At 73.3% G+C, this 18,516-nt stretch carries 17 protein-coding genes; 14 read left to right on the top strand and 3 right to left on the bottom strand.

Features of this window, described 5'->3' with window-relative positions; translation table 11 throughout:
* Positions 1 to 288 precede the first annotated feature (288 nt).
* The 4 genes from ACIBEA_RS26840 (at position 289) to ACIBEA_RS26825 (ending at position 5,789) form a co-directional block, all read left to right on the top strand.
* The gene (locus ACIBEA_RS26840) at positions 289 to 1,692 is read left to right on the top strand and encodes an aspartate aminotransferase family protein (RefSeq protein WP_399265104.1); all 1,404 of its coding nucleotides are present in this window, start codon (positions 289 to 291) and stop codon (positions 1,690 to 1,692) included.
* A 110-nt stretch (positions 1,693 to 1,802) separates the two neighbouring features.
* A complete protein-coding gene (locus ACIBEA_RS26835) occupies positions 1,803 to 2,483 on the top strand; it encodes a GntR family transcriptional regulator (protein ID WP_399265102.1) in 681 nt (226 codons plus the stop codon).
* On the top strand, positions 2,480 to 4,990 hold the full coding sequence (locus ACIBEA_RS26830; protein ID WP_399265100.1) for a glycosyltransferase family 2 protein: 2,511 nt from the start codon (positions 2,480 to 2,482) through the stop codon (positions 4,988 to 4,990). The genes ACIBEA_RS26835 and ACIBEA_RS26830 overlap by 4 nt, the downstream gene beginning before the upstream one ends.
* A 148-nt stretch (positions 4,991 to 5,138) precedes the next feature.
* Positions 5,139 to 5,789: a hypothetical protein gene (locus ACIBEA_RS26825; protein WP_330331247.1), complete on the top strand. Its 651-nt coding sequence runs from the start codon at positions 5,139 to 5,141 to the stop codon at positions 5,787 to 5,789.
* Between the two features lie 34 nt (positions 5,790 to 5,823).
* Here ACIBEA_RS26825 and ACIBEA_RS26820 read toward each other — a convergent pair whose 3' ends face one another.
* On the bottom strand, positions 5,824 to 6,573 hold the full coding sequence (locus ACIBEA_RS26820) for an SLATT domain-containing protein (protein ID WP_399265098.1): 750 nt from the start codon (positions 6,571 to 6,573) through the stop codon (positions 5,824 to 5,826).
* Positions 6,574 to 6,828: 255 nt separating this feature from the next.
* Between ACIBEA_RS26820 and ACIBEA_RS26815 the strand changes: the two genes are divergently transcribed.
* From ACIBEA_RS26815 to ACIBEA_RS26785, 7 genes are all read left to right on the top strand, one after another.
* On the top strand, positions 6,829 to 7,170 hold the full coding sequence (locus ACIBEA_RS26815) for a YbaB/EbfC family nucleoid-associated protein (protein ID WP_399265096.1): 342 nt from the start codon (positions 6,829 to 6,831) through the stop codon (positions 7,168 to 7,170).
* Between the two features lie 57 nt (positions 7,171 to 7,227).
* A complete protein-coding gene (gene recR, locus ACIBEA_RS26810; protein ID WP_399265093.1) occupies positions 7,228 to 7,827 on the top strand; it encodes a recombination mediator RecR in 600 nt (199 codons plus the stop codon).
* Complete coding sequence (locus tag ACIBEA_RS26805) at positions 7,820 to 8,476, top strand: DUF5063 domain-containing protein (RefSeq protein WP_399265091.1); 657 nt, start codon at positions 7,820 to 7,822, stop codon at positions 8,474 to 8,476. Before recR ends, ACIBEA_RS26805 begins: the two co-directional genes overlap by 8 nt.
* Positions 8,477 to 8,648: 172 nt before the next feature.
* Positions 8,649 to 9,923 carry an aspartate kinase gene (locus ACIBEA_RS26800; RefSeq protein WP_330331242.1) on the top strand — a complete coding sequence of 425 codons (1,275 nt, stop codon included), beginning with the start codon at positions 8,649 to 8,651 and terminating at the stop codon, positions 9,921 to 9,923.
* On the top strand, positions 9,920 to 10,999 hold the full coding sequence (locus tag ACIBEA_RS26795) for an aspartate-semialdehyde dehydrogenase (protein ID WP_399265089.1): 1,080 nt from the start codon (positions 9,920 to 9,922) through the stop codon (positions 10,997 to 10,999). Before ACIBEA_RS26800 ends, ACIBEA_RS26795 begins: the two co-directional genes overlap by 4 nt.
* A gap of 326 nt (positions 11,000 to 11,325) precedes the next feature.
* Positions 11,326 to 11,949 carry a SigE family RNA polymerase sigma factor gene (locus ACIBEA_RS26790; RefSeq protein ID WP_399265087.1) on the top strand — a complete coding sequence of 208 codons (624 nt, stop codon included), beginning with the start codon at positions 11,326 to 11,328 and terminating at the stop codon, positions 11,947 to 11,949.
* Positions 11,946 to 13,040 carry a hypothetical protein gene (locus ACIBEA_RS26785; RefSeq protein ID WP_399265085.1) on the top strand — a complete coding sequence of 365 codons (1,095 nt, stop codon included), beginning with the start codon at positions 11,946 to 11,948 and terminating at the stop codon, positions 13,038 to 13,040. Before ACIBEA_RS26790 ends, ACIBEA_RS26785 begins: the two co-directional genes overlap by 4 nt.
* Here the strand turns inward: ACIBEA_RS26785 and ACIBEA_RS26780 are convergent.
* A complete protein-coding gene (locus ACIBEA_RS26780) occupies positions 13,009 to 13,863 on the bottom strand; it encodes an SURF1 family protein (protein ID WP_399265083.1) in 855 nt (284 codons plus the stop codon). The genes ACIBEA_RS26785 and ACIBEA_RS26780 overlap by 32 nt on opposite strands.
* A gap of 63 nt (positions 13,864 to 13,926) precedes the next feature.
* Positions 13,927 to 15,711, bottom strand: coding sequence for a prolyl oligopeptidase family serine peptidase (locus ACIBEA_RS26775; RefSeq protein ID WP_399265219.1), 1,785 nt, complete (start codon positions 15,709 to 15,711; stop codon positions 13,927 to 13,929).
* A 177-nt stretch (positions 15,712 to 15,888) separates the two neighbouring features.
* On the opposite strand from ACIBEA_RS26775, the gene codA reads away from it, so the two are divergent.
* From codA to ACIBEA_RS26760, 3 genes are all read left to right on the top strand, one after another.
* The gene (codA, locus tag ACIBEA_RS26770) at positions 15,889 to 17,211 is read left to right on the top strand and encodes a cytosine deaminase (RefSeq protein WP_399265081.1); all 1,323 of its coding nucleotides are present in this window, start codon (positions 15,889 to 15,891) and stop codon (positions 17,209 to 17,211) included.
* Positions 17,212 to 17,251: 40 nt separating this feature from the next.
* Positions 17,252 to 17,830 carry an HD domain-containing protein gene (locus ACIBEA_RS26765; protein ID WP_399265079.1) on the top strand — a complete coding sequence of 193 codons (579 nt, stop codon included), beginning with the start codon at positions 17,252 to 17,254 and terminating at the stop codon, positions 17,828 to 17,830.
* Positions 17,831 to 17,924: 94 nt separating this feature from the next.
* On the top strand, positions 17,925 to 18,443 hold the full coding sequence (locus tag ACIBEA_RS26760; RefSeq protein WP_399265077.1) for a DUF5956 family protein: 519 nt from the start codon (positions 17,925 to 17,927) through the stop codon (positions 18,441 to 18,443).
* Positions 18,444 to 18,516: the final 73 nt, after the last annotated feature.

The following is an 18,516-nucleotide window of genomic DNA, read 5'->3' as shown; positions in this document are numbered from 1 at the left end:
AACAAGGTTTACTTACAGGCTTATTGACTTCGACACATTCCCGATCGGCCGACCGGGCGGCCCCCCTCAGGGCCTCCGTCACGCCCTCGCCAGCCCCTCGCCCAGCCCTCATCAGGGCCCCGCGAGGCTCCCGCCGCACCCTCTCCGCACCCTCTCCGCACCCTCTCCGCCCCCTCACCTCGGCGTGCTGTCCGGCGCCACTCGCCGGACAGGTTGCCGAGGTCCGCGCCCCAGCCCCATACAGACCGCCGATATCCCCTCCCACCTGCGCACTTCTAGCCTGACCGCATGACCCCTCATGTCCCGCACGCCGCTCCCCACGCCGTGTCCGCCGATCCGGGCGCCGATCCGGGCGCCGGTGCGGCCGTCAAGGCCGCCGACCGCGCCCACGTCTTCCACTCCTGGTCCGCCCAGGCCCTGATCGACCCGCTCGCCGTCGCCGGGGCCGAGGGGTCGTACTTCTGGGACTACGAGGGCAAGCACTACCTCGACTTCGCCTCCCAGCTGGTGAACACCAACATCGGCCACCAGCACCCCAAGGTCGTCGCCGCGATCCAGGAGCAGGCCACCCGGCTGTGCACCCTGGCCCCCGGCTTCGCCGTGGACGTCCGCTCCGAGGCCGCCCGCCTGATCGCCGAGCGCACCCCCGGCGACCTCGACAAGATCTTCTTCACCAACGGCGGCGCCGAAGCCGTCGAGAACGCCGTCCGGATGGCCCGGCTGCACACCGGCCGCCAGAAGGTCATGTCGGCCTACCGCTCCTACCACGGCGCCACCGCCGCCGCGATCAACCTGACCGGCGACCCGCGCCGCTGGCCCTCCGACACCGCCTCGGCCGGGGTCGTGCACTTCTGGGGCCCCTACCTCTACCGCTCGGCCTTCCACGCCGAGTCGCAGGAGCAGGAGTGCGAGCGCGCGCTGCGCCACCTCGCCGACACGATCGCCTTCGAGGGACCGCAGTCCATCGCCGCGATCATCCTGGAGTCGGTGCCGGGCACCGCCGGGATCATGACCCCGCCGCCCGGCTACCTCGCGGGCGTGCGCGAGCTCTGCGACCGCTACGGCATCGTCTTCATCCTGGACGAGGTCATGTCCGGCTTCGGCCGCACCGGCCGGTGGTTCGCCGCCGAGCACTGGGACGTCACCCCCGACCTGCTCTGCTTCGCCAAGGGCGTCAACAGCGGCTACGTACCGCTCGGCGGCGTCGCGATCTCCGGCGCGATCGCCGACACCTTCGCCACGCGCCCCTACCCGGGCGGACTGACGTACTCCGGCCACCCGCTCGCCTGCGCTGCCGCCGTCGCGACCATGAACGCCATGGCGCAGGAAGGCGTCGTCGAGCACGCCGCCCACCTCGGCGAGAACGTGATCGGACCGGCGCTCGCCGAGATCGCCGAGCGCCACCCCTCGGTCGGCGAGGTCCGCGGCCTGGGCACCTTCTGGGCGCTGGAGCTCGTACGGGACAAGGAGACGCGCGAGCCGCTGGTCCCCTACAACGCCGCGGGCGCCGACAACGCGCCGATGGCCGAGTTCGCCGCGGCCTGCAAGGCGTCCGGCCTGTGGCCCTTCGTGAACATGAACCGCACGCACGTCGTGCCGCCGTGCACCATTTCCGAAGCGGAGGCGAAGGAGGGCCTGGCCCTGCTCGACGATGCCCTCACGGTCGCGGACCGGCACACCGCATCCGCATAGAGGACACCTCCTCTCCGCGCAACGAACACACAGTGATCACATAGCGTCCCGGCCGCGGCCCCGCCGCCTGGCCTAAGGTGTCCGGAGTTCTACGAAAGAGACGGACCCTTATGCCAGGCAGCGGAGCTGTCACGCGCAACACCCTGCGCCAGCAGATCGCCGACGCGCTGCGCGACGAGGTGCTCGCGGGACGCCTGCCGCCGGGCACGGAGTTCACGGTCAAACAGATCGCCGAGCAGTACGGGGTGTCGGCCACGCCCGTGCGCGAGGCGCTGGTGGACCTCGCGGCGCAGGGGTTGCTGGACTCGGTCCAGCACCGCGGCTTCCGCGTGCGGATCTTCTCCGTGGACGACTTCCGCGGGATGGTCGAGGCCCGCACCCTGATCGTGGACGGGATATTCCGCAGGCTGGTCGAGCGCGGTACGGCGCCCGGCGCGGCGGAGATGTTGGTGTCGGTGCGGCGACGGGCGGAGGAGGCCCGGCGGGCCGCGCTGAGCGGTTCGCTGGAGGTGCTCATCGGCTACGACCTGCGCTTCTGGAGGGAGTTGAGCACTCTGGTGGGCAACGTCTACATCGCGGACTTCCTGCACCGCATCCGCGTGCAGTGCTGGGTCTTCGCCGTCCCCCACCTCCAGCGGGAGCCGAAACTGCGCTCCGCGCTGTGGAGCGGGCACAACGAACTCGTCGAGGCGGTCACCCGCGCCGACGCGCACGAGGTCCGCCGCCTGGTGCAGGCCTACAACCAGCACGGCCTGGACTGGGCCTCCGAACTGACGGCGGCGGGCGCGTGAGCGCGCCGAGCGAACGCCTCGACGCGCGTACGGGCGCCACCTGGCCGCAGCCGGTCCGCCTCAGCGTGATCCTGCGGACCCACGGCGCCCCGGCGGCCCGCACCGCCCCGCTCCTGGCCCGGCTGCGCGCGGACCTCGACGAACGCGCCGCGTCCTGGCCCGGCGGCGGCGCCTGGGAACTGCTGGTCGTGGGCCCGGACGCACCCGCGGACGCCGCGACCCACCGCGGCGACGCCCCCGGAACCGACCCGAGCGACGCCCCCGGCACCGACCCGAGCGGCAGGAGCGGCGAAGCGCCCGCCCCCGTTCAGCCCGACGATCCCCGCATACGGGCCGTCCCCACCCTGCGCGCGGCGGTCCGCACGTCCACCGGGCGCCGGATCCTGCTCACCGACGCCGCCCACGCGGCCACCGGCCTGCACGGGCTCGACGACCTCCAGAGCGGCCTGGACCTCGCGCCGGACACCACCGCGGTGATCTCCGGCCGCCACCGCAACCCCCTGGTCCGCGCCCTCGGCATCCCCGGCCCGCCCGGCTTCCGCGCCGACACCCTCGCCTTCGCCCTGTTCGACGGCCCCCGGGCCCGCGCCGCCTTCGCCGCCTCGACCCTGCACGGCCCGGCCATCGACGCCGAGGTGCTGCGCTGGTGCCGCGCGCAGGGCTGGCGCACGGAGGAGCGGCCGGTGCGGCGACCCGCGGGGGAGCGCCCGGTCAGGGAACGCCACCGGGGCGGGCGGCCCCCGCGCGAGCGGCACCCGGGCCTGCGGGTCCGCGAGTTCTTCCGGTTGAACGCGGGCGGCCTCGCCGTCGCCGCCTTCTTCGTCGCCCTCGCCTTCCTGCTCTTCCACCGGCTCTGGCTCGACCTCGACGGCGCCTATCTGCGGGACGCGCTCCAGGACCAGAACCAGTGGGAATGGTTCGTCGGCGTCACCACCGACAACATCACCCACCTGCGCAATCCGCTCTTCACCACCGCCCAGGGCATGCCGGACGGCGTGAACCTGATGGCCAACGCGACGATGCTCGGGCTGACCGTCCCGCTGATCCCGGTCACCCTGGTCTTCGGCGCGACCGTCACCTTCGTGCTGGTGCTCACGCTCGGCATGGCCGCCTCGGGCTGGACCTGGTACTGGCTGATCCGCCGCCGTCTGGTGCGCACCCGCTGGGCCGCCGCCGCGGGCGGTGCGCTGGCCGCCTTCGCGCCGCCGATGATCTCGCACGCCAACGGCCACCCGAACTTCGTCGTCCTGTTCATGATCCCGCTGATCATCGACCGGGCGCTGCGCCTGTGCGACGGCTCCGACGGAGGGCGCGCGGTGGTGCGCGACGGGGTGCTGCTCGGCCTCTTCGCGACGTACCAGATCTTCATCGGCGAGGAGCCGCTGCTCATCACCGCGCTGGGCCTGGTCGTCTTCGCCCTCGCCTACCTCGTCGTCGACCGCGAGCGGGTCCGCGCGGCCTGGCGCCCGCTGGGCCTCGGCGTGGTCATCGCGCTGGCCGTCTGCCTGCCGCTGGTGGTCTTCCCGCTGTACTGGCAGTTCTCCGGTCCGCAGAGCTACCACTCGGTGCTGCACGGGGACAACGCCGGGAACAGCCCGCGCGCCCTGATCGAGTACGCGGGCCGCTCGCTCTTCGGCGACCCGCAGACCGCGGGCAAGCTCTCCCTGAACACCACCGAGCAGAACGCCTTCTACGGCTGGCCGCTGCTCGCCTTCGGCGCGCTCGTCTGCGTCTGGATGTGGCGGAGCAGGCTCGTCCGCGCGCTCGCGATCACCGGTGTCGTGGCGGCGGTCCTCTCGCTCGGGCCGATCGTGCCCGTCCCGCGCACCGACATCACGCTGCCCGGCCCGTGGCGCTGGATCACGAAGCTGCCGCTCTTCGAGTCGGTCATCGAGGGGCGCGTGGCGATGGTGTGCGCCCCGGTCCTCGGCATCCTGGTGGCCCTCGCCCTGGACCGGATCGCGGCCGCCCCCGCCCGCGAGCACCGCACGCTCGGCGTGCTCGCGGTGGCCGCCGTCCTGCTGCCGGTGCTGCCGCTGCCGCTGGCGGTCCGGGAGCGGGCCCCGGTGCCGGCCTTCATCACCTCCGGTGCCTGGAAGGAGTACGTCAGGGACGGCGAGGCGCTCGTCGCGGTGCCGCTGCCCGACCCGGGCGTGGCCGACGCGCTGCACTGGCAGGTCGAGGCCGACTTCGGCTTCAAGCTGGCCGGCGGCTACTACAACGGACCCTGGGGCCCGGAGCGGACCGGGATCTACGGCGCGCCCCCGCGCCACCTGTCGAACCTGCTGAGGGACGTCCGCTACGGCGCCGAGCCGCCCACCATCGGTCCCGAGTGGCGGGCGCAGGCCCGCCGCGACCTGTCGTACTGGAAGGCCGGCGCGGTGGTCGTACCGGAGCAGGACCGCTCCGCGGAGCTGGTGCGCACGCTGACGGACCTGCTGGAGGCGCCGCCGGTGAAGGTGCGGGACGCCTGGGTCTGGCGGGTGGGCAGGGTGGGCAGGTCCTAGGGGGAGGCGTCGCGGGACGGGCGTGACGTCGGCGACAGGCCCAGGGCAGATCCTCGCTCGGCGAGCAACCTCTACCGACCCCTTCGCGGAGGGTGTGCGGCGCACTACGCTGGGCCGATCGGCGGACATACGACCGGACGGAGCCCGCGTGGCCTGTGACCTCTGGCTGGTACCCCTTGTCGACGTGCTGTGTCACAGCCCCGACAACCCCTTCGCGGAAGAGATCGCCTCGTACGACAAGGCGCTCGGCGAGGCCGGACTGCCGTCCGTGCCCGTCTTCGCCTACATGCCCGGGCTGTCGGGGGACGTGGCCCCGGTGGCCGGCTTCGACTACGACGCCCTGCACTTCCTGCGGCGCGCCTACCTGCTCCAGCTCTGCGGACTGCCGGTGACCCCGGTGGACGAGCTGGGCGGCGACTACGAGCAGCTGCTGGAGATGTTCGAGTCCACGGCCCAGCAGTCGCACCTGGTGTGGCACTACGACCACGCCGGGGCGTACGTGCCGGTGGACTTCGCGGTGCCGCTGGCGAACGAGGAGCTGCTGGCCGGGGGCGGGCCGCTGGGCTCCGCGCAGGGCCTGCTCCGCGAGCTGGCGTTCGTGGGTCCGGCGATCGGGATCGACCCGGGGAATCCGCCCGCGCCGCCCGCGCCGCCGGGGCGGCCCACCTCGCTGGAGGAACCGGCCGGGCCGATTCCCTACGACGACAGCCCCTTCGCCCGCGAGCGGCACGTGTGGCTGGGGCTGCACGCGGCGGCGACGCGGAGCCTCGGCCAGGGGTCGATGATCATCTTCAGCTGACTCCCGGGCGGGGCCGGATCCGGCCCCGCCCGCCTCACCTGGGCTGCTCCGGCGGTCGCTGGCGCGGCATGTTCGGGCGGGTGCCCGGGGGGAGCGGGAAGCGGACGGGCGCGGCGCCCGCTTCCGCGCGGGCGCCGGAGACGCCCAGGGACTGCATGACCAGGGGCGCCGGACCCGAGCGGAACTCCACCATCCAGTCCGCGGTCTCGGAGCGCACGAGCTCCGTCACGTCCTCCTGGAAGCGCCGCAGCACGGACAGGCAGCGGTCCGCGGCCTCGCTGGCGGTGCCCTCGGTCGGGCCGAGCACCTCGCGCACGTTCTCCGACGCCCAGTCGAACTGGAGCGTCTGGAGTCTTCGCTGGACCGCCTGCGCCGTCGCCACGTCCCGCATCCACCCCGAGGTCAACCCGAAGAACCGGTCACAGGCCAGACAGGCCGCCCCCAGGAGCAGCGAGAGGTAGCCGTACGTCGCCAGCCCCGGCGCGGACCCGGTCAGCTCCAGCAGCGGCATCGCGGCGCCGGCGAGCACGCCGACGGCGGCCCCGGCCCGCAGGATCCGGGCGCCGCGCCGCTTGAGGGCGCGGTCGCCGAGGTACCACGCGGCGGTGCGCAGCGCATCGTCCTCGACGCGTCGGTACAGCTCGTCGAGCCGCTCGGCGGGCTCGCCCCAGTCTCCGAGGGGGAAGGGCCGGCCGGTCAGATCGCCCGCGGCGGCCATCGGTCCGCCGCCCTCCTCCCGGGGATCCCGAGGTGGCCCCTCGGGCTGCATCTCCGGCTGGCTCACCCGGCACTCCCTTTGCCTGCGCTGACGTGTGGTGGTGCGCGTGTGCGCAATGGTGCGCATGCCCTTCCTACCTCCGAACGGCGGGCGATGGGCGACGAATCCCGGGATTTCCGCCCGCAAGGGGGCCTTGATCAGGTACGTGCACGACCCACCCTCACTCGAAAGAGTTGGTCTTCACGGCGTAGGGCGCGGTGCCCGGGGAGCACGTAGGCTCGGTTTCACCCGTAACAGCGCGACGTATGGAGTGAGTGACCAGTGATCCCCGGCGGTGGCCAGCCCAACATGCAGCAGCTGCTCCAGCAGGCCCAGAAGATGCAGCAGGACCTCGCCACGGCCCAGGAAGAGCTGGCCCGCACCGAGGTCGACGGCCAGGCGGGCGGCGGTCTGGTCAAGGCCACGGTGACCGGCTCCGGCGAGCTGCGCGCGCTGGTGATCGACCCGAAGGCCGTGGACCCGGAGGACACCGAGACGCTGGCCGACCTGGTGGTCGCCGCGGTCCAGGCGGCCAACGAGAACGCGCAGGCGCTCCAGCAGCAGAAGCTGGGTCCGCTGGCCCAGGGCCTGGGCGGCGGCAGCATCCCCGGCCTCCCGTTCTAAGCAGTCCCCACCCTCCGGCGGCAGCAGCCCCCGGCGCACGCGAAAGAAGGCAGTCCGTTGTACGAAGGCGTGGTCCAGGACCTGATCGACGAACTGGGCAGGCTGCCCGGCGTCGGGCCCAAGAGCGCCCAGCGGATCGCCTTCCACATCCTGCAGGCCGAGCCCACCGACGTCCGTCGCCTCGCGCACGCGCTGCTGGAGGTCAAGGACAAGGTCCGCTTCTGCGAGGTGTGCGGGAACGTGGCGCAGGAGCAGCGGTGCAACATCTGCCGCGACCCGCGCCGGGACCTGACGGTGATCTGCGTGGTCGAGGAGTCCAAGGACGTCGTCGCGATCGAGCGGACGCGTGAGTTCCGGGGCCGGTACCACGTCCTGGGCGGCGCCATCAGCCCGATCGAGGGCGTCGGACCGGAGGACCTGAGCATCCGCGAGCTGCTGGCGCGCCTCGCGGACGGGTCGGTGACGGAGCTGATCCTCGCCACCGACCCGAACCTGGAGGGCGAGGCGACGGCGACGTACCTCGCCCGGATGATCAAGCCCATGGGCCTCAAGGTCACCCGCCTGGCCAGCGGGCTCCCCGTCGGGGGAGACTTGGAGTACGCGGACGAGGTCACGCTCGGGCGGGCCTTTGAAGGAAGGCGACTTCTCGATGTCTGACGCAACGCTGCACGCCCTGGGCCAGGATCCGGACGACTTCGCCGTCCAGATCTCGGACCAGATCGAGTCCTTCATCGTCGCCGTCACCGAGGTGGCCAAGGGCGAGGACCCGGACAGCGCGGTGCCGTTCCTGCTCCTGGAGGTCTCCCAGCTGCTGCTGGCGGGCGGCCGACTGGGAGCGTACGAGGACGTCGTGCCCGACGAGCGCTACGAGCCGGACATCGGGCCCGAGCCGGGCGTGGACGAGCTGCGCGAGCGGTTCGCGTTGATGCTGGACCCCGTCGACGTGTACTCGGAGGTCTTCGACCCCTACGAGCCGCGCAAGGCGCCCGTCGCGCACCGGATCTCCGACGACCTGGCCGACGTGGTCGCGGACCTGCGGCACGGCCTGGCGCACTACCGGGCGGGCCGCACCACCGAGGCGCTGTGGTGGTGGCAGTTCTCGTACTTCTCCAACTGGGGATCGACCGCCTCGGCCACCCTGCGGGCCCTGCAGTCGCTCGTCGCGCACGTCCGCCTCGACCAGCCCCTCCAGGAACTGGACGGCCTGGACACGGACGAGGACCTGGCCGAGGAGGACCTCGCGGAGCAGGCCGGGCTGGTGATGGCGCAGGAGATCGCGGGCCCGCTGGGCCTGCGCAAGCAGTAGCGGAGACCCGGCGGAGACCGGGCGGAGACACGGCGGCGACCGGCGGAAGACCGGTCTCGCGCGGGAACCCATTCTTTGATCTTTTCGTCTCATGATGTGGTACGAGACGGTCGGATCGCGGCCGCTCGTTAGACTGCACCCGCAAACTGACGGACTTGATCGAGGAGCGCACGTGGGCCTAGTCGTGCAGAAGTACGGAGGCTCCTCCGTAGCGGATGCCGAGGGCATCAAGCGGGTCGCCAAGCGGATCGTCGACGCCAAGAAGGACGGCCACCAGGTCGTCGTCGTGGTGTCGGCGATGGGCGACACGACGGACGAGCTGATCGATCTCGCCGAGCAGGTGTCTCCGATGCCTGCCGGGCGTGAATTCGACATGCTGCTGACCGCGGGAGAGCGGATCTCCATGGCCCTGCTGGCCATGGCGATCAAAAACCTGGGCCACGAGGCCCAGTCGTTCACCGGCAGCCAGGCCGGTGTGATCACCGACTCGGTCCACAACAAAGCGCGCATCATCGATGTCACGCCGGGCCGGATCCGTACCGCGCTGGACGAGGGCAACATCGCCATCGTCGCCGGGTTCCAGGGCGTCTCCGCGGACAGCAAGGACATCACCACCCTCGGTCGCGGCGGGTCGGACACGACCGCCGTCGCCCTGGCCGCGGCGCTCGACGCCGAGGTCTGCGAGATCTACACCGACGTCGACGGCGTCTTCACCGCGGACCCCCGCGTCGTGAAGAAGGCCCAGAAGATCGACTGGATCTCCTCCGAGGACATGCTGGAGCTGGCCGCGTCCGGTTCCAAGGTGCTGCTGCACCGCTGCGTGGAGTACGCGCGCCGCTACAACATTCCGATCCACGTCCGCTCGTCCTTCTCCGGACTGCGCGGCACCTGGGTCAGCAACGAGAATCCGCAAGGGGACGAGCCGGTGGAGCACGCCATCATCTCCGGAGTCGCTCACGACGTCTCCGAAGCCAAGATCACGGTCGTCGGTGTGCCGGACAAGCCGGGCGAGGCCGCGGCCATCTTCCGCGCCATCGCGGACGCCGAGATCAACATCGACATGATCGTGCAGAACGTGTCCGCCGCCTCCACGGGTCTGACGGACATCTCCTTCACCCTCCCCAAGGCCGAGGGCCACAAGGCCATCGACGCCCTGGAGAAGGCGAAGGGCACGATCGGCTTCGACTCGCTGCGCTACGACGACCAGATCGGCAAGATCTCCCTGGTCGGCGCGGGCATGAAGACGAACCCGGGCGTCACCGCCTCGTTCTTCCAGGCCCTGTCCGACGCGGGCGTGAACATCGAGCTGATCTCGACCTCCGAGATCCGCATCTCGGTGGTCACCCGCCAGGACGACGTGAACGAGGCCGTCCGCGCCGTGCACTCGGCCTTCGGCCTCGACTCCGACAGCGACGAAGCGGTCGTCTACGGAGGCACGGGACGTTGAACCCGGCCGTCGACCGGTCGTCCGCCCCGGCCCTGGCCGTGGTCGGGGCGACCGGAGCGGTCGCCGCGGTGCTGCTCCAGATGCTGTCCCAGCGGGCGGACGTCTGGGGCGGCATCCGCCTGATCGCCTCCCCGCGCTCGGCCGGCCGCCGGCTGACCGTGCGCGGCGAGGAGTGCGAGGTGCTCGCCCTCACCGAGGACGCCTTCGACGGCCTCGGCGCGGGCGACGTGGTGATCTTCCTTACCCCGGCCGAGGTGTCGGCCCGCTGGGCGCCGGTCGTGACCGCCCGCGGCGCGGTCGTGGTCGACCACTCCGCGGCCTTCCGGGACGATCCCGAGGTGCCGCTGGTGGTGCCCGAGATCAATGCGCACGCCGTCCGGATCCGCCCGCGCGGGATCGTCGCCGGGCCGGACTCCGTCACCGCCGCGATGATCGCGGCGGTGGGCGCGCTGCACGCCGAGTACGCGCTGACCGGGCTGGTGGTCTCCTCGTACCAGGCCGCGAGCGCCGAGGGCCGGGCCGGGTCCGAGGTGCTGCGCCGTCAGCTGGCCGTGGTCGCCGGGACGGATCTGGGCGAGCACACGGGCGACGTGCGCCGTGCCGTGGGCGAGGACACCGGGCCCTTCGCGGCGCCGCTCGTCCTCAACGTGGTGCCGTGGTCCGGCGAGCTGCGCGCGGACGGCTGGTCCTCGCACGAGCTGGCCGTACGGGCGGAGGTCCGCCGGATCCTGGGGCTCGACGCGCTCGCGGTGTCCGTGACCTGCGTGCAGGTGCCGGTCATGACCGGCCATTCGCTGACGGTCCGGGCCGCCTTCGAGCAACCGGTCGAGTTGGCGCGGGCCCGCGAGATCCTGGAGGCGGCCCCCGGCGTGGTCCTCGTGGACGACCCGGCGGCGGGGGAGTTCCCGACCCCCGTGGACGCCGCGGGCACCGATCCCGCCTGGGTGGGCCGGGTGCGGGTGTCCCTGGACGACCCCCGGGCGCTGGAGTTCTTCGTCTGCGCGGACAACCTCCGCAAGGGCGTCGCCCTGAACGCGACCCAGATCGCGGAACTGATTGCTGGTGAATTCGCGTAATTCGCTTTGTAGGATCGGGAGCGATCCCTAGATCAAGGTGAAGAGCGGTTACGCATGAGGGCGGGCGACACAATGCTGGTGGGGCTGCCGCACGCGTACAACCCTGACCGGGGGACGCGTGTCCAACTGGCGTGGCAGAGGCATTGCTCGACTTCGTGGTTCCACCGGTGCGCCCCGGGATCCTTCCGGTACGGCGGCGCTCGCCGCGCCCCGCTCCAGGCGGCGGCGGTCTCCCGGTGATCGTGCCCCTTCCGGCGGGACCGCCGGCTTCCGCAGCGTCGTCCGCGTCCGTGTCCGCGCCCGCCGCGCCGGCCAGGGGGGGATTCGTGCCCGCGCCTCGTGACGGCGCCGACGGCGCCGACGGCGCGCCGCCGGTCGAGCCGGTGGCGTCCGCGGAGCCCGGGGCGGCGGCGCCCGAGGCGGCCGTGGGCGCGGCGGCGCCCGAGGTGGCCGTCGGCACCACCGTCGACCACCTCACCGAGACCTACCAGGCGCACTACCGCTCGCTGCTGGGCCTGGCCGCGCTGCTCCTGGACGACACCGCCTCCTGCGAGGACGTGGTCCAGGAGGCGTTCATCCGGGTCCACTCCGCGCGCAGCCGGGTCCGCGAGCCCGAGAAGACGCTGGCGTACCTGCGCCAGACCGTCGTGAACCTCTCCCGCTCCGCGCTGCGCCGCCGCATCATCGGGCTCAAGCTGCTGTCGAAGCCGATGCCCGACATGGCGAGCGCCGAAGAGGGCGCGTACGAGCAGTTGGAGCGGGACGACCTGATCAGATCGATGCGCGGACTGCAGCGGCGCCAGCGCGAGGTGCTGGTGCTGCGCTACTTCGCGGACATGACGGAGGCCCAGGTCGCCGAGACGCTCGGGATATCACTCGGCTCGGTGAAGGCGTACGGATCGCGGGGCATTGCCGCGCTGCGGGTGGCGATGGAGGCTGCGCAGTCATGAACGACCAGGTGAACCGTTTCAGCGGGACGCACGACGAGGATCCCGGCGGCGTCGTGCAGGAGCACGAGCTGCGCGGGCTGCTGCACGGAGCCGTCGGGGGCCTGACGCCCTCGGACGGCGCGCTGGAGCGGCTGCGCCATGCCGTCCCCGCCCGCCGGGCCCGTAAGCGCCAGGTCGTCATCGGCGCCGCCGCGGCCGTGCTGCTGTGCGGGACCGCGGTCCCGGCGGCCCTGCACCTGACGGCGGCCGAGGGCGCGCCCGGCGAGCACTCCGCGATGGCGGGCCACGGCACCGCCGTGGACGGCGACCAGGACGGACCCTCGGACCCGCACGCCGCCGGCGGGGGCGCGTTCGCCCAGCCCCCGCAGGCCCCGGCCACCAGCCAGGGCGCTGCCGCGGGCGGCGCCACCAGTACGCCGCAACCCGGCCCGTCGACGCAGGCCGTCGGGGGCAGCGGCACCGGACCGGCCACCACGGGCGCGGCGGCCGGGGGCGGCCCGCTGCCCCCCGCCGCGCCGGGCGCGCCCGGTTGCGCCGAGGCCCAGCTCGGGGTGCGCGCCACCACCGGCAGCGCTGAGGCGGACGGCAAGGTGTACGGCAGCTTCCGCGTCACCAACGTGTCCGTCAGCGGCTGTACGGTCACCGGGGCCGACACCGTCACGGCGGCCCCGGCAGCGGGCGCGGCCTCCGGCCAGGCCCCGGTCACGGTCCTCGCGCACACCGCGGGCGATCCGGCGACGGGCCTGCCCGACCCGGCCACGGAGACTCCGGGCCTGGTCCTCCAGCCGTCCATGGGCTACGAGGTGCGCTTCGCCTGGGTGCCCGATCCCACCTGCACGACGGGCGCCGCGGAACCGGGCGGCAAGCCCGCGCAGGGCGGCAACGCGCAGGCGCAGGGCGCCCGGCCGGACACCGACGCAGCCGCGGGCGGAGCGCCGAGCGCCGGCCCGACCCCCGAGAGCGGCGAGGTCGCCCTCACGCACGCCGTGCACCCGGGCGCGTCCACCACCCGCGCCACCGTCCCCACGAAGTGCGCGGGGACGGTCTACCGCACCGGCGTCATCGCGCTGGACGCGGCGCCGAAGCCGTAGCGGAGGCGGAGGCGGAGGCGGAGGCGGGGTCTGCCGGACCCTCGGCGTCCGTCGTGCCCATGGCGGGGTCGGGCGGCAGCAGCCCGGCCTCCGCGTCGCGCAGGGTCTCGACCTCGCGCCGGTAGAGCCGGAACCACATGAAGAGCACGAAGGCCGAGAAGACGAACCACTCGCCGGTGTAGCCGAGGTTCTGGAAGGCCTTGAGGTCGAGCCCGGTGTTCGCCGGCGCCTTCGCCGGTACCGGAATCATCCCGTCCGAGGGGGTCGGCACGGTCAGCCACGCGTCGTACAGCTCGTACGGCACCAGGTTGACCAGCGAGGCCGACCCGATCACGCCGAGCTGTCCGGTGGGCAGCCCGCCCTGGGAGTGGACGCCCTTGCTGCTGGAGCTCTCCGGGGCCTGGAGCACCCCGGCGACCTGGACCCGACCGGTCGGCGCCGCCGGCGCCCTGGCCGCGTCCGCGGTCCCCGGAAGCCAGCCGCGGACCACCGGGACGGCCTTGCCGCCGTCGGTGCGCAGCAGGGTCAGCACGTAGAAGCCGGACGCCCCGTCGAGCTGACGGTCCGGGACCAGCAACTGCTCGGCGTACTCCCCGGAGACGGAGGCGAGACGTCCGGAGGTCCGGGTGTCCACCGGGAGCAGGGAGTCCAGCGGGGCGGCGACCTGGTCGGCCGGGCGCTCGGCGCTCGCCTCCCGGTGGCTGCCGACGCGGTCCTCGAAGCGGCCGAGCTGCCACGTCCCCATGAACAGACAGAAGGGAACGGCCAGCACGACGAAGACGTTGATCCCCCACCAGCGCGGGGTCAGGAGAAACCGGTGCACCCCACCACCGTACGGGGGCCGCACCGGTCGCTCCGTCCCGGGTCGGGCCGGGTCGGGCCGGGTTCAGACCGAGGCGCCCTGCGGCAGGTGCTTCAGCGCGAACTCCAGCTCCATCCGGACCTGCTTGATCCGCTCCTCCACGACCAGCGAGCCGTGCCCGGCGTCGTAGCGGTAGACCTCGTGCTCGGCGCCGCGCGCCACCAGCCGCTCGACGTAGTTGTCGATCTGCCGGATCGGACAGCGCGGGTCGTTCACGCCCGCCGCGATGTGCACGGGCGCCCGCACCGCGTCCACGTACGTCAGCGGGGACGAGGCGGCGAAGCGGTCCGGCACCTCCTCGGGCGTCCCGCCGAAGAGGGTCCGGTCCAGCGCCTTGAGCGGCTCCATCTCGTCCTCGTACGCCGCCACGTAGTCGGCGACGGGCACCGCGGCCAGTCCCACCGCCCACACCTCGGGCTGGGTGCCCAGCCCGAGCAGGCTCAGGTAGCCGCCCCACGAGCCGCCGGACAGCACCAGCCGCGCCGGATCGGCGAGCCCGGACTCCACGGCCCACGCGCGCACCGCGTCGATGTCCTCCAGCTCGATCAGGCCGACCCGGTGCTTGAGGGCGTCGGTCCACTCGCGGCCGTAGCCCGTCGAGCCCCGGTAGTTGACCCGGACCACCGCGAAGCCGTGGTCGAGCCAGGCCGCGGGAGTGGCCGCGAAGGCGTCGCTGTCGTGCCAGGTCGGCCCGCCGTGGATCTCGAAGATGGTCGGGAAGGGACCCTCGCCGTGCCCGGTCGGGCGCTGCGCCAGCGCGTGGATCCGCCCGCCCGGTCCCTCGACCCACACGTCCTCCACGGGCACGGAGCCCGGCGGCCGGAAGCCCGGCGGGTCCAGCACCACCGCGCCGGTGGTGGACCGGACAGAGGCGGGCTCGGCGGCCGAGGACCACTGGTACTCGACGGTGCCGTCGGGACGGGCGGTCGCGCCCGAGACCGTACCGGGCGGGGTGTCCACCCGGACCAGCTCGCGCGTCGCGAGGTCGTAGCGCCACAGCTCGCCGCGCGCCTCGAACTCGTGCGCGATCAGCAGGGCGGTGCCGTCCGGGTACCACTCGGCGCTCACGTCGCCGGGCAGGTCGATCTCCAGGTCCTCCTGGGTGCCCGCCGCCACGTCCCAGACCATCGGCTCCCAGCGGCCGCGCCGCTGGTGGCCGACCAGCAGCCGGGCGTCCCCGGCGACCGGCGCGAAACCGAGCGCGGACAGCCCCAGCTCCCGTGTGCCGCCCTCGGAGTCGTCCAGCTCGGCGACGGTCGCCCCGTCCAGGGTGACCACGCGCAGCGAGGAGTGCATCGCGTCGCCGTGCTCGGTGTGCTCGATGACGACGAGGGTGCCGTCGCGGGAGAGGTCGCCCACGCCCGCCGACTCGTGGTGCCGGTAGATCTCGACCGGCTCCGCGCCCGGACGCACGACGTGCAGCGTCGAACCCTCCTCGTCGGTGGAACGGCCGACCACGGCCGTGCCGTCCCGGCCGATCGCCAGACCGCCCGGGTACGAGGGCTCCAGGCCCGGGGTCGCCGGCTCGTCCGGGCCGCCCTCGAAGGGCTGGCGCACCCAGACGCCGAACTCGTCGCCGTCGGTGTCGGAGAACCACCAGATCCAGGCGCCGTCGGGGGAGAGGGTGCCGTCGGTGGTCCCGTTCGGCCGGTCCGTGGCCTGCCGCTGGGCGCCGCTCGCGCGGTCCCAGGCGTACAGCTCGTAGGTCCCCGTCGCGTTGGAGACGAAGAGGCTGCGGTCCGGGGCGTCCTCGGCCCAGTCGGGCAGCCCGACGCGCGGGGCCCGGAACCGCTTCTCCCAGTCCGGCATGGCGGACGGGTCGCCGGGGGACACGGCACTCGTGTCACTGCTCGGGCCGCCGCTCGCACCGCTGCCGAGGTCGCCGCTCACGTCGCTGCTCACATCGCTGGTCATGCGCCCCATTCTTGCCGCACCGGGCGCCGGGATGCCGCCGGATTGGCAGCCGTACCGCTATAACGTCACGGTATGCGGATGATCGTCCGGGGTGCCCGGCTGCACACAGGAGAGGGACGGGGCGCGGTCGCCGCCAGCCTCGTCGACGTCGAGGTGGCCGAGGACGGCCGGATCGCCCACCTCATCCCGCACGACGACGAGCGGGAGCCACCGATGACGGGGACCCTCATCGAGGCGCACGGCGGGCTGCTCACCGCGCCCTTCGTCGAACCGCACATCCACCTCGACACCGCGCTGACCGCCGGCCGGCCGCGCCCGAACGCCTCCGGCACCCTCTGGGAGGGCATCGCCTGCTGGAGCGAGCGCAAGCGGACGCTGACCCGCGAGGACGTCGTCGCGCGCGCCACCGAGGTGCTGCGGTGGCAGGCCGCCCAGGGCGTGCTGTACGTCCGGACGCACTGCGACGTCACCGACCCCGGCCTGATCGCGCTCGACGCCCTGGCGGAGGTCCGCGACCGGGTGCGGGACGTGCTGACCCTCCAGATCGTGGCGTTCCCGCAGGAGGGCATCGTCTCCTTCCCGGACGGCGAACGCCTGATGCGCGAGGCGGTGGTCCGCGGCGCGGACGTGATCGGCGCGATCCCGCACTACGAGGACACCCGCGAGGACGGGGTCGATTCGCTGCGCTTCGCCTTCGAACTCGCCGAACGGCACGGGCTGCGCGTGGACGCCCACTGCGACGAGATCGACGACGAGCAGTCGCGCTTCGTGGAGGTACTGGCGACCCTGGCCCTGCGCTCCGGACTGCGCGGGCGCGCGACCGCCTCGCACACGACGGCGATGGGCTCCTACAACGGCGCCTACAGCTTCAAGCTCCAGCGGCTGCTGGAGCGTTCCGGGATCAACCTGGTGAGCAACCCCTTCGCGAACCTCAACCTCCAGGGCCGCTTCGACGGCTACCCCAAGCGGCGCGGCCTCACCCAGGTCAAGGAGATGCTGGCGGCGGGGGTCAACGTGGCCTTCGGGCACGACGACGTGATGGACCCGTGGAACGCCCTGGGCACCGGGAACCCGCTCCAGACCGCCCTGATGGGCCTGTACGCGGCCCAGCTGACGGGAACGGACGAGATCCCCACCGCGTTCTCCATGGTGACGGACCGCGCGGCCCGGGTGCTCGGGCTCGACGAGGACGCGTACGGCATCGCGGAGGGCGCCCCCGCCAACTTCGTGCTGCTGCCCGCGCCGTCGCCGTCCGAAGCACTGCGCCGTCAGGTCCGGCCGCGCTTCGTCGTCTCGCGCGGCCGGGTCCTGGCCGAGACCCCGGTGGCGCCGACCCGGCTGAGCTGGCCGGGGGAGGACCCGGCGCCGGTGGATTTTCACCCCCGCCTACAGTGACCAGCGTCAACTGACGTCAGGCGGAGGGGAACCGAGCGATATGTGGACCGTAGCGGGACGATCGGCCGAAGCGGCACGGGAGATCGCGGCGGAGTATGCCGACGAGGCGCTCCTCAACCATTCCGTGCGCTCCTACGCCTTCGGTGCGCGGTACGCCGCCGAGCACGGTCTGGCCTACGACGAGGAGCTGTTCTACGTCGCCTCGCTCCTCCACGACCTGGGGCTGACCGCGCCCTTCGACAGCCACACCCTCCCCTTCGAGGAGGCGGGCGGCCACGTGGCCCGCGTGCTCACGGCGGGCCTCGGCTGGGCCCCGGCGCGGCGCGCCCGCGCCGAGGAGGTCATCGTGCTGCACATGCGCGAGGACGTCACGGCCGATGAGGACGTGGAGAGCCACCTCCTGCAGGTGGGCACCAGCGCCGACGTGTCGGGCCTGCGGGTGGAGGAGTTCGACGAGCGGTTCCGCGCCGAACTGCTGCAGGCCTACCCGCGGGCCGACTTCGGCCCGTCCTTCCTGGCCCTCTTCGAGGACCAGGCGGCCCGCAAGCCGCACTGCTCGGCCGCCGGCCTGGTCGCGAACGGCATAGCCGGGCGGATCGCGAAGAACCCCCTGGGCTGAGGAGCCTCCGGGCCGGGGGCCTCCGGGCCGGGACCTCCGGGTCCGGCTGTCGGGCCTCCCGGACGCGGGGCCCCGTCGTCGGTAGCCTGCGCCCATGTCATGGGACTGGGACGAGGACGGCGCTGCGCACCCGCTGGGGCTGCGCCGGTCCGGGCGCAGCGAGTCGGAGCCGGACCGGCTGCCCGAGGTGCGCGAGTTGGAGGTGCTCGGCTGGGAACCCGCGCCCGAGCAGGCGCTGTGGGTGTTCCTGCCGTACGTGTGGCCCGCGCCCGCCCGGACCTGGGTGGCGGACCGGGCCACGCGCTGGGCGGTGGAGACCCGGATGGACGGCCACGGCACGGTCATCGACGTGGAGTGCGCCCCGCTGTCGGCGGCCGACCTGCACGGGATGGACGCCGAGGCCGAAGCGACCCTGTCCGGCCTCGGGCTGCCGCCCCGCCCGGCGGGCCGGCTGTGGCTGCTGCGCCCGGTGGGGCCCTTCGCGGACGTGACGGCCGTACTGGCCCACCTGTACGCGGTGGCCGGGGAGCGCGCGGTGGAGCCCGCGGCGACCGGGCCGTTCATGGAACTGGTCCGCGACGAGTTGACCGCCCTGCTCGACGCGTCGGGCTGAGGGGCTGGGGGCTGAGGGGCTGGAGGCTGAGGAGCTGAGGAGCTGAGGAGCTGAGGGGCTGAGGAGCCGCCGG

Source organism: Streptomyces sp. NPDC051555 (assembly GCF_044454405.1).
Taxonomy (GTDB): domain Bacteria; phylum Actinomycetota; class Actinomycetes; order Streptomycetales; family Streptomycetaceae; genus Streptomyces.
The sequence above is the reverse complement of the archived record's forward strand: the minus strand, read 5'-3'. Positions and strand labels throughout refer to the sequence as shown.

Excerpts from the sequence above, each read along its gene's own strand:
- ACIBEA_RS26840 (WP_399265104.1), top strand. The coding sequence starts at position 289 with ATGACCCCTCATGTCCCGCACGCCGCTCCCCACGCCGTGTCCGCCGAT.
- ACIBEA_RS26835 (WP_399265102.1), top strand. The coding sequence starts at position 1,803 with ATGCCAGGCAGCGGAGCTGTCACGCGCAACACCCTGCGCCAGCAGATC.
- ACIBEA_RS26805 (WP_399265091.1), top strand. The coding sequence starts at position 7,820 with ATGTCTGACGCAACGCTGCACGCCCTGGGCCAGGATCCGGACGACTTC.
- ACIBEA_RS26785 (WP_399265085.1), top strand. The coding sequence starts at position 11,946 with ATGAACGACCAGGTGAACCGTTTCAGCGGGACGCACGACGAGGATCCC.
- ACIBEA_RS26775 (WP_399265219.1), bottom strand. The coding sequence starts at position 15,711 with ATGCCGGACTGGGAGAAGCGGTTCCGGGCCCCGCGCGTCGGGCTGCCC.
- codA (WP_399265081.1), top strand. The coding sequence starts at position 15,889 with ATGCGGATGATCGTCCGGGGTGCCCGGCTGCACACAGGAGAGGGACGG.
- ACIBEA_RS26765 (WP_399265079.1), top strand. The coding sequence starts at position 17,252 with ATGTGGACCGTAGCGGGACGATCGGCCGAAGCGGCACGGGAGATCGCG.
- ACIBEA_RS26760 (WP_399265077.1), top strand. The coding sequence starts at position 17,925 with ATGTCATGGGACTGGGACGAGGACGGCGCTGCGCACCCGCTGGGGCTG.